This window comes from Polynucleobacter sp. QLW-P1DATA-2 (assembly GCF_001870365.1).
Lineage (GTDB): Bacteria > Pseudomonadota > Gammaproteobacteria > Burkholderiales > Burkholderiaceae > Polynucleobacter.
Genome location: NZ_LZMQ01000003.1, coordinates 1,041,428 through 1,054,583, shown reverse-complemented (window position 1 = coordinate 1,054,583; position 13,156 = coordinate 1,041,428). Strand labels below are relative to the sequence as shown.

At 41.4% G+C, this 13,156-nt stretch carries 17 protein-coding genes; 5 read left to right on the top strand and 12 right to left on the bottom strand.

What is annotated here, in order from left to right:
- Nucleotides 1-245 precede the first annotated feature (245 nt).
- Nucleotides 246-1,028: a DUF4239 domain-containing protein gene (locus A9236_RS08095; protein WP_071467836.1), complete on the bottom strand. Its 783-nt coding sequence runs from the start codon at nt 1,026-1,028 to the stop codon at nt 246-248.
- Between the two features lie 162 nt (nt 1,029-1,190).
- Here A9236_RS08095 and A9236_RS11455 point away from each other — a divergent pair, with 162 nt between their 5' ends.
- Nucleotides 1,191-1,313, top strand: a complete 123-nt coding sequence (locus A9236_RS11455; RefSeq protein WP_255400111.1) for a hypothetical protein — start codon at nt 1,191-1,193, stop codon at nt 1,311-1,313.
- Nucleotides 1,314-1,699: 386 nt separating this feature from the next.
- On the opposite strand, the gene A9236_RS08085 is transcribed toward A9236_RS11455, so the two are convergent.
- The 4 genes from A9236_RS08085 to A9236_RS08075 all read right to left on the bottom strand — a co-directional run bounded on the left by A9236_RS08085 (nt 1,700) and on the right by A9236_RS08075 (nt 3,793).
- Nucleotides 1,700-2,266, bottom strand: a complete 567-nt coding sequence (locus tag A9236_RS08085) for a GNAT family N-acetyltransferase (protein WP_071464878.1) — start codon at nt 2,264-2,266, stop codon at nt 1,700-1,702.
- A gap of 76 nt (nt 2,267-2,342) precedes the next feature.
- Entirely contained in the window at nt 2,343-2,504 is a 162-nt protein-coding gene (locus A9236_RS11090) for a hypothetical protein (protein WP_161485616.1), read from the bottom strand.
- A gap of 106 nt (nt 2,505-2,610) precedes the next feature.
- On the bottom strand, nt 2,611-3,018 hold the full coding sequence (locus A9236_RS08080; RefSeq protein WP_071464877.1) for a hypothetical protein: 408 nt from the start codon (nt 3,016-3,018) through the stop codon (nt 2,611-2,613).
- 172 nt (nt 3,019-3,190) lie between these two features.
- Nucleotides 3,191-3,793, bottom strand: a complete 603-nt coding sequence (locus tag A9236_RS08075) for a nitroreductase family protein (RefSeq protein ID WP_071464876.1) — start codon at nt 3,791-3,793, stop codon at nt 3,191-3,193.
- 179 nt (nt 3,794-3,972) lie between these two features.
- Between A9236_RS08075 and A9236_RS08070 the strand changes: the two genes are divergently transcribed.
- The 3 genes from A9236_RS08070 (at nt 3,973) to A9236_RS08060 (ending at nt 6,801) form a co-directional block, all read left to right on the top strand.
- Entirely contained in the window at nt 3,973-4,911 is a 939-nt protein-coding gene (locus tag A9236_RS08070; RefSeq protein ID WP_071464875.1) for an ABC transporter ATP-binding protein, read from the top strand.
- On the top strand, nt 4,901-5,668 hold the full coding sequence (locus A9236_RS08065; RefSeq protein ID WP_071464874.1) for an ABC transporter permease: 768 nt from the start codon (nt 4,901-4,903) through the stop codon (nt 5,666-5,668). Before A9236_RS08070 ends, A9236_RS08065 begins: the two co-directional genes overlap by 11 nt.
- Nucleotides 5,669-6,093: 425 nt before the next feature.
- Nucleotides 6,094-6,801, top strand: a complete 708-nt coding sequence (locus tag A9236_RS08060) for a haloacid dehalogenase type II (protein ID WP_071464873.1) — start codon at nt 6,094-6,096, stop codon at nt 6,799-6,801.
- Nucleotides 6,802-7,277: 476 nt separating this feature from the next.
- On the opposite strand, the gene A9236_RS08055 is transcribed toward A9236_RS08060, so the two are convergent.
- The 6 genes from A9236_RS08055 to A9236_RS08030 are packed head-to-tail and all read right to left on the bottom strand — an operon-like array spanning nt 7,278 to nt 11,618.
- A complete protein-coding gene (locus tag A9236_RS08055) occupies nt 7,278-7,784 on the bottom strand; it encodes an ureidoglycolate lyase (protein WP_071464872.1) in 507 nt (168 codons plus the stop codon).
- On the bottom strand, nt 7,777-8,808 hold the full coding sequence (gene alc, locus A9236_RS08050) for an allantoicase (RefSeq protein ID WP_071464871.1): 1,032 nt from the start codon (nt 8,806-8,808) through the stop codon (nt 7,777-7,779). The genes A9236_RS08055 and alc overlap by 8 nt, the downstream gene beginning before the upstream one ends.
- A gap of 2 nt (nt 8,809-8,810) precedes the next feature.
- A complete protein-coding gene (locus A9236_RS08045) occupies nt 8,811-9,539 on the bottom strand; it encodes an amino acid ABC transporter ATP-binding protein (RefSeq protein ID WP_071464870.1) in 729 nt (242 codons plus the stop codon).
- A complete protein-coding gene (locus tag A9236_RS08040; RefSeq protein WP_071464869.1) occupies nt 9,520-10,176 on the bottom strand; it encodes an amino acid ABC transporter permease in 657 nt (218 codons plus the stop codon). Before A9236_RS08040 ends, A9236_RS08045 begins: the two co-directional genes overlap by 20 nt.
- Entirely contained in the window at nt 10,173-10,841 is a 669-nt protein-coding gene (locus A9236_RS08035) for an amino acid ABC transporter permease (RefSeq protein ID WP_071464868.1), read from the bottom strand. Before A9236_RS08035 ends, A9236_RS08040 begins: the two co-directional genes overlap by 4 nt.
- Before the next feature lie 3 nt (nt 10,842-10,844).
- Nucleotides 10,845-11,618 carry a transporter substrate-binding domain-containing protein gene (locus A9236_RS08030; RefSeq protein ID WP_143070620.1) on the bottom strand — a complete coding sequence of 258 codons (774 nt, stop codon included), beginning with the start codon at nt 11,616-11,618 and terminating at the stop codon, nt 10,845-10,847.
- A gap of 192 nt (nt 11,619-11,810) precedes the next feature.
- Between A9236_RS08030 and A9236_RS08025 the strand changes: the two genes are divergently transcribed.
- Nucleotides 11,811-12,506, top strand: coding sequence for a GntR family transcriptional regulator (locus A9236_RS08025; RefSeq protein ID WP_143070598.1), 696 nt, complete (start codon nt 11,811-11,813; stop codon nt 12,504-12,506).
- Between the two features lie 24 nt (nt 12,507-12,530).
- On the opposite strand, the gene ureG is transcribed toward A9236_RS08025, so the two are convergent.
- Nucleotides 12,531-13,148: an urease accessory protein UreG gene (gene ureG, locus A9236_RS08020; RefSeq protein ID WP_071464866.1), complete on the bottom strand. Its 618-nt coding sequence runs from the start codon at nt 13,146-13,148 to the stop codon at nt 12,531-12,533.
- Nucleotides 13,149-13,156: the final 8 nt, after the last annotated feature.

Genomic DNA, 13,156 nt, shown 5'->3' with positions numbered 1-13,156 from the left:
CCCACCAAGTAATACGAAAGTCTCCCAAGAAGTCTAGGGGCTTTTCTTTTAGTGGAATAAAAATGCAGGATAAGCTGATGGATAGCTGCAGACGTTTGGTATATAAGGATTGTGGGACACCAATCTCAAGGGATACCCTTACCAACCGAAAACCCACTACTCAAGCAGTCAGTAGCGAATAAAGAGCGCTCGAAAGTGGTTTCTCCACTCTCGTCGCTCTGGCGCCATAATCAGCAGGAATGCCGCTATTCCATCCTAGTCTTAATTGAAGCGAGAATCTTAACTAAAGCAGATGGAGCGATCGCATTCTGCCCTTTGAACGGTTGATCGGTAATTACAAGCAATGAAATCAATCCACCATACGCAATAGAAAGAATGGTAAGGCCAAAAATGTAATGACCAGTGCGAAGAAATAGTGCATTAAGGCAAATAAGAGCACCGAGACATACAAAAATCACCACCCAAAATAATGTGGGCAAACGCTTGTCTGATCTATCAATTCGAGTTTCTCTACTTTCCGCTACTTCTTCAGACTTTTTAATAATATCTGAGTAAAGGGCTACCTGTTTTGGGTTTGTTGGATCCAATTTAAAAATATTTTGGGATATATTGCGCCACAACATATGGGTTTCTTTGCTACCACTTTCCTCAGCAAGCTTTGGCCACTCAATAGAAATGATTGACTCAATATATGCTTTTAACTGAATGCGGATTTCTAGAGCCCTTTCACTTCCAAACCTGAGCAATAGTCGATCTAAATTATTTATTCTTGCCGCTTCTGTGGATACAATTCCCTCAACCTCACGCACATTTGTTTGCGCCTGGTTTAATAAAAAACCAATCAATAAACCAAGGCTTGAGGCAATGGGACCAAATAAAGATAGGCCTGATTTTGTACTTTCCTCACTAGGGGACAAAAAGGGAAGCAATTGAAGCAGGACGGGAAATCCATCCATTGCCGCAGTAATTAAAACAATAAAAAATAGCATTATTGTCAAATTAGAAAATCGATAGATAAAGCTGGGCATAAAAAATCCTAAAATGCAGTAATCACAGTAACAAATGAAAGTTAATCATTTCTTTTTTCTGATTATGAACTAACAAAGTCCAAAACAAAATTTAGCACTCTTACTGGCCTCGGGGGTAAAAAAGCCGACAACATAAAGATAAAAAATTCCACCCTAGAGGGAATGCCAACAGTAGACAGGGCTAGACCATTAATGCCAGTTGTAGAGTACACATTATCGGTGTTATTGGTATTAGTCTGCACGCCAGCACTAGCAAACGTGATTACTTGCGAAGCAACTTTATAACTACTCCCCACACTAACCAATAGAGTAGTGGCATTGGTATTTAAAGCCGCATCAGTTCGCGGGATAGAAATAATCGCTGAAGCCCCTTTGGTATACCCCCCCATACTGTTTTGGGTATAGCGCATACCCAAACAAAGGAGAAATAATGACGTTCTGAGCAATACCAAGTACACACTTTGCAGTCATTTGGGCGCCCTGACTATTAAGCTGTGACGAAGCAGAGCTAGGTTCGCCAAGACCTACAACTTGATCAGCAATAGTGGCGCTCTTTTGGTCAGGGGCAACTGATCCCTTAAGCTCTGAGGCGTTGCCATCTCAACACCCGCTCCAGGGCTTGAGGGCGTTGCATATTGATTCTGGATTAAAAAATTACAATCCGGCTGTATTCAACCTCTTCCAGCGTCTATGGCGCCATACCAGTTTCTTTGAGCATTAATTATTCTCTCTTTAAAAAAAGTAATAATCGTAGGAGATTTAAGTTCTAGCTTTGCTTCGGAGTTACCCAGCATATTGCGCGCCTTGAGACCATGTTTGAGGCACAGATTCTTTATTGGTTGATTCCAAGTTATACAGTGCATATACAAATCAGTATAAGAACGATTTCGCGACCAAATAATGGCCTCTTCCATCATCACACTAGCAACGCCCAGCTTTCGATATTGCTTCGCAACCATGAGGCCGAACTCTACCTCTCTACCATGCGCAGCAATATGAATAGTTCCTACCCATTTCCCATTTACCTTAGCAACCAAAATATGATTACTTTTGTTATTAGCGCTAAATTTATTGACCAATTCATCAATGGCATCCTCAGAAACGGCATGGCCGAAATAAGTGTGGAGTGTCTCAGCATCTTGAGACTTCAGCCAAGTAGCATATTCCCAATACCGACCGCGAGTAAGGAACTCCGTTGTGAGACTAGCCTCAGTCCCAGAGAGTAATAACGCCAGCATTTTTGGCCTTCCATTCCCGAGCTACTTTCCAGGCTTGCGCCAACTCTTCCATCAAACTAAGAATATGTTTCATGATTTATAGCCCCCTTAAACCTGTGCAGTGATAGAGGTAGTCCTGAGTTAACTCCTCCAGATCCTTCTCGCAAGCAGGGTTGTTGGCAACGATAAAACGCTCTAAATCATGGCTAGTGCTAGCAACACCGAAAACCTGATTAAAGAGGCTCAATAATTGTGTCATTTAAGGCTCCTTATCTAAATGTATTAGGGTTAATACCTAGACAGATTAACACTTTTTTAAGATTGCTGCACGACAGCAAAATGCTGATTTCTCAGAAAAAACTGTATTAGGAAGATCTAATACCTCCACCCGGGGAGTGGGAGCAACTACCCCGCTCTTTGAGCGACTGTAGACAAGGACCGATGCTATGCAGTTCGAGCTCACCTTGAACAATAGCAATAAATGCTGAAAAGAGATATGCCACTACAAGAGCAAACAAAGCGCGCATCCCTAGGATATAGAACTGCGCATAAAGAAAAACTGCTGTAATTAGACTAACAATAACTAAGGCTGCCTCATATGAGGCAATAAATGCTGGGATCTCTCTGAGCTGAAGAGTTGCAAATGGAGCAAGAGTCAAAAAAACTACTGTTGAGATAGCCAAAATACGCATTGGAAGTACCCAGTCTTCTTTTTGCGCAATTTTGGAAACAAAAAACTCATCATTTGAAACAAATTGACCCAATTTCAACATGGGGAATCTTGCCCTTAGGTGAGCCTTATTCTGATTGCGTTTCATATGAAGAAGGAGTTGGATTATGAGTTAATTTTGCGACAGTCCCGACCCACCTACTTTGCCCAATACTTTGCTTTATTGCCCATATCGACTAATTATCCATTTAAAAACCACCCGCAGGTGGCTTTATTTAGAAGTGATTTTCAACCATCATTTCTGATTTAGGAATAAATCCAGGTTTTGGCCAGGCAGGTTTAACCGCTTTACCAATTACCAACATTGCAGCAATTGCATAGTCTTTAGGTAAATGGATTAACTCGGCAACCTTGTCAAAATCAAAACCTACCATTGGACAAGAGTCATAGCCCATTGCTTTGGCTGACAACATCATCGTTTGCAATAGGATGCCAGCTGAGCGCATGGCCTCATCGCGCTGAAGCTGTTCTTTGCCAGAATAGAAAGGGTGAATCCAAGGCACCAAAATATCTTGAGCCTCTTTTGGAGCATTTACCCAATATCTTGCTGGATCTTTTTCCCATGCTTTGATATCTACCGTCACAACAAATAACAGAGATGCATCAGTAACCTGAGCCTGGTCATTTGCCGCCTCGCGTAATTTTGCTCTTAGGGCTTTATCGGTGACATTGACCAAACGCCAATGTTGGATATTAAAAGAAGATGGAGCCTGCATTCCCAACTCAATCAGCTGATCAATCTCTTGCTGAGTACATTGATGGCTTGGGTCAAAGTACTTTATTGCTCTGCGCTCGCGGATTGCATCAAATGTATTCATATATTGCCTTTAATTTAAATAGGAAGTCTTTTGGGGTAATCCGTCAATTTTGATTGGAATACTTAATTTACCCATATGGGATATCCAAGTTGTTGGGGGTCTCAGATTCTTTCAATATCGATTATAGATTCACATTACCAATCTGCAATTTCGGCAACTTTCCAATATGATCTACCAATATGAATATTCTATCTATTACCCATCTTTGCAAGACTTATCAATCTGGTTTTCAGGCCCTCAAAGATATTAACCTGGAGATATCTAAGGGCGAAATTTTTGCCTTGCTTGGGCAAAATGGCGCCGGTAAGACTACTCTAATTAGCATCATCTGTGGGATTGTGAATCCGACCAGCGGCAAGGTTCTGGTGGATGGAAAAAACATCATCGATGATTATCGTCAAGCCAGAGAGCTGATTGGTTTGGTTCCGCAAGAACTCTCTACAGATTCGTTTGAAACTGTTTGGAATACGGTAACCTTTAGTCGCGGTCTTTATGGAAAGCCGCCAGATCCATCGCTCATTGAGAAAATTCTCAAAGATCTCTCTTTGTGGGACAAGCGCAACAATAAAATTATGATGTTATCCGGCGGCATGAAACGCAGAGTCATGATTGCTAAAGCGCTCTCTCATGAGCCCAAAATTCTTTTCCTAGATGAGCCTACTGCTGGAGTTGATGTAAGCCTTAGAAAAGATATGTGGAATTTAGTCAAAATTCTCAAAGAAAATGGCACTACCGTAATTCTCACAACCCACTATATAGAAGAAGCCGAAGAGATGGCCGACCGTATTGGCATCATTCGTAGTGGCGAGCTCATCATGGTCGACAATAAATTGGCCTTAATGAATAAATTAGGGAAAAAAGAGCTAACTCTCCAATTACAAAATCCTCTTGAAAGCCTACCAAAAGAATTGGATACGCCAGGAATTGTTCTCTCTGAAGATGGGTATGAGCTGACCTATCACTTTGACTCTAAGAATAAAGACATTGATATTGCTCAGCTATTGCACCAAATATCTAACTTAGGCATTGTTTTCAAGGACTTACATACAAAACAAAGCTCGCTAGAGGAAATCTTTGTCAGCCTAGTCAATGCAAAAGGAATGGCACATGAAGCTTAATTACTATGGCATCCGCGCCATTTATAAGTTTGAAATGGCAAGAACTCGTCGCACTCTAATGCAAAGCATTATTGCACCTGTTCTTTCTACATCGCTTTACTTTATTGTTTTTGGCTCAGCAATTGGTTCGCGCATAACCGAAATGGAGGGCATCTCTTATGGCGCATTTATAGTGCCCGGACTCATCATGCTCTCTCTCCTAACCCAAAGTATTTCGAATGCGTCCTTTGGCATCTATTTTCCAAAATTTAGCGGAACGATCTATGAATTACTTTCCGCACCGATGTCCCCTTTAGAGATTGTTTTGGGTTATGTGGGTGCTGCTGCAAGCAAATCCATTATTTTAGGGCTCATCATTCTGATGACTGCCGCTTTTTTTGTGCCGCTTCAGATAGATCATCCACTTTGGATGGTGTTTTATTTAGTGGTCACCTCGATCACCTTCAGCATGATTGGATTTATTATTGGCATATGGGCTGATGGATTTGAAAAGCTACAAGTGGTACCCCTGCTGATCATCACCCCCCTCACGTTTTTAGGTGGCAGCTTTTACTCAATCTCGGTCTTGCCAGCCTTCTGGCAAAAAGTTGCCTTACTTAATCCTGTCGTCTATTTAATTAGTGGATTTCGTTGGAGTTTTTATGGAATTCAAGACGTTGCTCTCTGGATAAGTATTGGAATGACGATGGCCTTCTTAATAATTTCCATCGCGGTAGTTGTTTGGATCTTTAAGACAGGTTACCGACTCAAAAAATAGTTCTCAGAATAAAAACTTACTTGAGAGCCCTCTAACTAATTAAGCGCCTACCCACTTAGCCTTCTTCGCTTAACCTGACAAACTAAGCATCAGTTAAACGAATACCTCATAAAGAAGCTATCGAGCCCCCAGAAATTCTATAAATTCACTTCCGGCACTTTTAGACCACTCGCAGATATCACAGTGCCCTCTTGGCAGGTTTATGCCGATGTCAAAGTTACTGTTTTATAACAACTTGATGCCTTTTTATTTATTGGTCGTAAGTTAGAGAACGAAGTTTCGGCGCAGCCAATCTCGCCCCACTCACCAGTGATACAAAAGCCTCTAGAGAAATCTAAGGGCTTTTTCTTTAGGGTTGAGCTAATATCCAGTAATTAGCTAGCCCTTTCTCTTAATATCGACCCCTAACAAAAGAACTTTATAAAATGAGTATCGCCCCCAAAATACTAGCATTTGACGTCTTTGGCACAGTAGTTGATTGGCATGGATCTATAGCAGCTGAAGTGAAAAGACTTGGCCTGCAAGTTGATGGGAATGAATTCGCCACAGCATGGCGAGATGGCTATAAACCCGCAATGGCAAAGGTTCGTTCTGGAAGCCTACCATGGACAAAGATTGATGATTTACATCGAATGATTCTTGATGAGATCTTGAGAGATTTCAATATTACGTCCCTATCAGAATCGCAAATATACGAATTGAATCTTGTTTGGCATCGTCTGAATCCCTGGCCAGATACGCTTGAAGGCTTAGCAAGATTAAAAAGCAAATTTACTATCGTTACCCTATCTAATGGCAATCTCGGCCTTCTTGCGGACATGGCCAAGAATGCCGGACTTGCCTGGGATTTAATCCTTTCGGCAGAAGTGTTTCGGCACTACAAGCCTGATCCTGAAACATACCTAGGGGTTGCAGAGACTTTTGACGTTCGCCCTGAACAAGTCATGCTTGTAGCAGCTCACAAGGATGATCTGCTGGCAGCAAAAGCCTGTGGGCTTCAAACCGCTTTCATCGAAAGGCCGCTAGAGTTTGGGCCCAACTTCACAAGAAAGGATTTGCATCGTGAAGATTTCACTAATTACCACGCCAAAGATTTTAATGATCTTGCAAACCAATTAAATTGCAATTACTGAGCCTAATAAAATAAAGGGCTCCCTACGTTAGATCACTTTACATGCAAATTTAAAGTCTTTTAATCCGTTGGTCGCGAGTTCGAATCTCGCCCGACCCACCAGTAATACAAAAGCCTCTAGAGAAATCTAGGGGCTTTTTCTTTTGGTGATGTGGAATGTATTGGTGGCTGCTCGACACAATCAGAAGTCTATTAGGCCTTAATGAGTCAGGATGTTAGGCGCTAGATGACCGTGAGCGACTTACAAGTGTCGCGTTTCTGGACACTTGTGGCTGAACTTCGATTTAGGATTTGGCCGACCACTTTGTTTATCCGTGTGCGAGCATTCGTGCGACTAGATCTTATTGATTTAGGAATTTAATCTATCAACCTGTGTCTTTGAAATTACACACACTTCTATGAGCAGCGACCAAAATAGCTCGTTACTCCTTGAGGTTTTTTAAAGTGGGTGACCGTTACTTAAAGCAACGGTCCATATCATTTAATGATTAATTCGCCAGGGAAAAAGCAAGTTTCATCGCAATTAATTCCGACTCCGATACGATCAACCGCTAAGAAATCCATATCCGTATCTAGGGCAACAATTGGCAAATGCCATACCCCTTTTTTGTAATTAACCCCTATTTGCCCATTAACAATAAACGCAAGAATTTTATTTTTATCAAACTCACCTGCGGGCGCAACGGCAACCAAATACCTAGATTCGGGATCCATAGTCATTGGAATAAAGGCCTGGGTTCCCAATGGATGTCTCTCCATTGCTTCAATTTTAAATGGAATAGAAGAAGGGGTGCTCTTATAAATACTCAATCCAACCCTACCCACCCCTTCTGAAACATCAATATTTTTCAGTAGATCATGATAACGGGTTGCCCTACCTTGATTACATGCGTATGTAACAGCACCTTCGCACATTAACAATTCTCCAAATGGGGAGAAGTCATCACGAGTAATTGACCTAGCTTTAATCTGAGATTCAATCATTTTTCTCAACCTCACCCCATAACCGTATACGGGAAACACCACCATCAGGATAAAGATTTAATCTGACATGAGTAATTGGACCAATATCCAATAATTCATCTTGATAAAAATGTTGCTGATCCATATTTAACTTTTGCTCTGGAAGTAAAAAATCCCATTTTTCAGATTGATCAACTGACTGATCGATATCGCCCTTGAGATTAGCGCCTTGCAAGGAAAACCTATCTGGATAGTTACCTTTGAAATGAGCCGTATCTAACTCGCAACGTAGAGGTTTTGAGGTTTGAGCAAGGGCAATTACACACCAATCATTTCCTGGCTCACGACGTCTTCTTGTCTCCCACCCTTCGCCCATATTAATGCCCCTTCCAGGCAAGAGCATATTAGAGACTACACCAAAATGTGCATCATTCCAAGCAACTCCATAGGCACCATTTAATGCGGAGGTTAATTCTAAATATCCATTTTCATCGCATATATTTTTTCCAATAGGTTTGCCAAATACTCGAAACCTAGCGATGCCGCCATCTGGAAAAATATTTAACCGCAAATACGAAATTCCTAATTGACTCTTGTCTTCCGGAATCCGGAAAAAATGATGGCTATCTGAATTAAGATTCTGTTTTTCGAAGAGGTTAATCCAGCTATCTGGACTTTTAGGGTCCATGCCAACCACACAACCATCAAGAGAGGCCGATGTTGGGAAATTTCCTGTAAAAAAACTGGTGTCAATGTGAACGCCCTGAATCTTTCCTGGTGCGGCCAACTGAATAATGCACCAATCATTTCCTGGGATACGTCTTCTCCGAGACTCCCAACCATCCATCCATTTCCCATGATCATCGTACTTGCCAATAATAAATATCGCTGGATCAGGATTAAGCATCCTCTCTTTAGCGGCAAAAAAATCATCAGAACAATCAGTTGCTTTGGCCCCTAGGCGAGGATCTGCTAAGTTAATTGATTGTTTTGCCCAATCTGGAATTACAAATGGTTTAGAGCGCAAAATAGAATATTCGGACATATTTAATTAATAGAATTAATAAAAGCAGAGAGCTCGGGTGTTTTTGGATTTGAAAATAGCTCTTTTGGCTCCCCAGACTCATGGATCAAGCCTTGATGCATAAAAATTAATGAATCACCAACTTCACGGGCAAATCGCATTTCATGGGTCACCATGACAAGAGTCATACCTTCTGATGCCAACCCACGCACTACAGCGAGCACCTCATTCACCAGCTCAGGATCTAAGGCTGAAGTAATCTCATCGCACAATAAAACTCTTGGCTTCATTGCCAAAGCACGAGCTATGGCGACTCTCTGTTGTTGACCTCCAGAAAGCTGATCCGGAAAGGAGTTAAATTTATCGGATAAGCCAACCTTAGCTAACATCTCAGCAGCCAATTCCTTAGCCTGAGCATCCGAAAGTTTTTTTACAACCTGGGTTGCCAGCATTACATTCTCGCCAGCAGTTTTATGCGGAAATAAATTGAATTGTTGAAATACCATTCCTACTTTTTGTCGCAAAGCACGTAAATCTGTATTTAGAGAATCAATCCTTTCGCCATCTACATCTATAGAACCTGAGTCAAAAGATTCCAGTCCATTTATTGTCCGCAAGAGCGTGCTTTTCCCAGAACCACTTCGGCCGATAAGAGCAACCACCTGCCCCTCGCCAATATCCAAATCAATACCTTTTAAAACATGATTTGAACCAAAGGATTTATGTAAACCCTTAACTTGCACGAGCGGCATGCAGATTCCTTTCCAATCTTTTGGACAAAAATGACAATGGATAGCACAATAAAAAATAGCCAAGGGCTACAAATGCGAAAACAAGAAATGGTTGAAATGTTGCGTTAGCTAACATTGTTCCAGTTTTGGTTAATTCCACAAAACCAATAATTGAAGTAACTGCGGTAGCCTTCACAACCTGCACAGAGAATCCAACGGTTGGTGGTATAGAAATGCGAAAAGCTTGGGGCAAAATAATATATCTCATCTGCTCAAAATGATTCATAGCAAGGCTCGCAGATGCCTCCCACTGCCCATTCGGAATCGACTCAACGCATCCGCGCCAAATTTCAGCTAAAAATGCACTGGTGAATAATGTCAACCCTAGACCTGCAGCAAGCCATGCTGGTATTTCAAGTCCAGCTAAGCTAACGCCAAAGAAAATAATGAATAACTGAAGTAACAGCGGCGTACCTTGGAAAATCTCAATATAGATTTTTGTCAAACTTCTGCTGAGTTTATTTTTTGAAATTCTAGAAAACAACAGCGCAAGCCCAACCAAACCACCAAAGATGAACGCTATCATTGATAAGCCAAAGGTCCAAACCAGCCCCAAGGCAAGATTCATCACAATATCGGACAAAGAAATATCATTCATCTTTTCTGCCCACCGAGAAATCGACCGCCTAGGTAAATCATTATTCTGCGCATGAATAATGCCAAAATAAAATAGATTCCAGCCACAATAAAATAAGTTTCAAATGCCCGGAAATTTCTTGATTGAATAAAGTTGGCGGCATAAGTCAACTCTTCCGTGCCTATCTGGGAGCATACTGAAGAACCAAGCATCACAATGATGATTTGGCTGCATATTGATGGCCATACTTTAAGCAAAGAAGGCGGCAAAACTACATGCCAAAAAATCTGAAACTTAGTCATCGCCAAAGATTCTGCGGCTTCTATTTGACCCCTGGGAGTTGCCTCTATCCCAGCTCGAATAATCTCAGTCAAATATGCGCCAAGATTGACGACCATCGCAAGAATTGAAGCCTGCCAGTCGCTTAACTGCACACCCAAAGCAGGCAACCCAAAAAAAATAAAGAAAAGTTGAACCAGAAAAGGAGTATTTCGAATTATTTCTACATAAACAGTAAAGATTGACTTTAAAGGGCGAATTGACCATGCACGTGATACCCCACCAACAACACCCAAAACCAAACCAAATACTGACCCAATGAATGTCAGCAATAAAGTTTCTGCAATGCCTGACACCAATACATCACTGTATTCAGATATTGCAGAAAAATTAAACTGATAAGCCATTAATTACAAACCTTTTGGCAAGGGAGCCTGCAACCATGTTTTAGAAACCTGATCTAAAGATCCATCTTTCTTTGACTTGGTAATAATTTCATTTACTTTCGCCAATAATTCTGGCTCGCCCTTATTGACACCAATGTAGCAAGGTGAATCTTTAATGAGAAACTTTGTATCCAAGCGACGCAACTTAGTTCGCTCATTAATTGCAGCTGCCACTACATTGCCAGTAGCAATAAGTTGGACTTGCCCCGTCAAATACGCTGAGCTCGTCGAATTATTATCTTCAAAGCGCTTAATTGTTGCCGTTGCTGGTGCAATCTTAGTTAACTCCAGATCCTCAATAGAACCCCTCGTGACACCGATTGTTTTTCCAGCCAGATCGGCTGCACCTTTTACAGTCATGTCTGTGGGCCCAAAGATACCGTTATAGAAGGGTGCATAGGCCACCGAAAAGTCAATCACCTTTTCTCGATCAGGATTCTTCCCCAAACTCGAAATGACTAAATCGGCTTTGCCAGTAGTTAGGTAAGGAATACGATTCGTGCTTGTTACTGGGATAAGCTCGACCCGCAAACCCAAATCTTTCCCTATAAGATTGGCCGTATCAATATCATATCCACGAGGCTTTAAATCGGGGCCTACAGTTCCAAATGGCGGAAAATCTTGTGGCACTGCAATACGGATAACGCCCGCTTTTTTAGCATTCGCCAATGCATCTGCCCAGACATTAAATGAGATTAGCGTTGATAACAAAGCAAAACTAGCCACTCCATAACGCATCAATTTTCTAATATTCATATCTATTCCTATCAAGTGTTGCTTTAATTTGCGTGACCTACAGGTTAATCCTGCCTGCATTAGACTTAGAAAGAACGCACTTTTGCCTTCGAATGGGGCAAATTTCCCCAAATTTGTGCAACTTAAATGCTATCTAACATGTTAGATAGCATTTAATCACAAATATAATGAGTTATGCGGAAAAATATCGCCATAACTGAATCGTCTAAAGGTGGCCAATTGCAGCCTCCATTGATGGCAGATAAAGCCTTTTTAATTCTTAAATCCCTGCTAATAAATGGCAATTTAAAGGCGGGGCAATTTATTTCCATCTCGGATCTAGTAACCATCATCAAGCTTCCCTTGGCGCCCGTCAGAGAGGCAGTAAAACATGCCGAATCTTTAGGTTTCCTGACAGTGCTACCCAAAAAGGGTTTGGTAGTAATGCAAGCTTCCCCAACCTTAATCAAGGAATGTTTTCATTTACGCAGTATTTTTGACCAAGAGGGAGCACGAGATTTAATTGAAAATTCAAGGGTCACTATCACGCATCTCATCAACCTCAAGAAAAAACATCTGCAAATACTCAAATCTGCACAAAAGGGAATTAATGCAAAACTCCAAAATGAGGCAATGGAAGTGGACTGGGAAATGCACTCGCTTTTAGGAAGCTCTATTAATAATGGGGTAGCGCAACAATCTTACGAACATAACAAGGATTGCCTGTGGATCATACAAAGATCAAGACCGCCCCTACCTGATCGAATCATTCCAGCGATGACTGAGCACCTTGAAATTATTGATGCACTCATTTCTGGAAATGCAGATAAATCCACTAAGCTGATTCGCAAACACTTTCAACAGACGCTCCGCTGGTGGGGATTTATCTAGGTAGCTAGAAATAGTGCAAATCTATCACTTCAAAAGTCCTTTTTCTTCGATAAAAGAAATAATCTCCTTCAAGCCATTTCCAGATTTAACGCTACCCATGATGAAAGGTCTATCTCCGCGCATTTTTTTGGCATCCGATTCCATAATGGGTAAGGATGCTCCAACATAAGGAGCAAGATCAGTCTTATTAATGACCAATAAATCAGATCTTGTAATACCTGGGCCACCTTTACGAGGAATTTTTTCTCCCCCAGCAACATCTATAACGTAAATTGTTAAATCAGAAAGTTCTGGGCTAAAGGTTGCTGCTAAGTTATCGCCGCCTGATTCAATAAAAATAATATCGGCATCTGGAAACTGCTTTTGCATACGATCAACTGCCTCAAGATTGATAGAAGCATCCTCTCTAATAGCAGTATGTGGACAGCCGCCCGTCTCAACACCCATAATTCTTTCTGGATCTAGCGCTCCTGCCACCGTAAGTAAACGCTGGTCTTCTTTTGTATAGATATCATTCGTAATCACTACCAAATCGTACTGATCACGCATTGCCTTGCAAAGCATTTCAAGCAAAGTTGTCTTTCCTGATCCTACTGGACCGCCAATGCCAACTCGTAACGGGGGATTCTTTTTTGTTCTCATATTTTTAC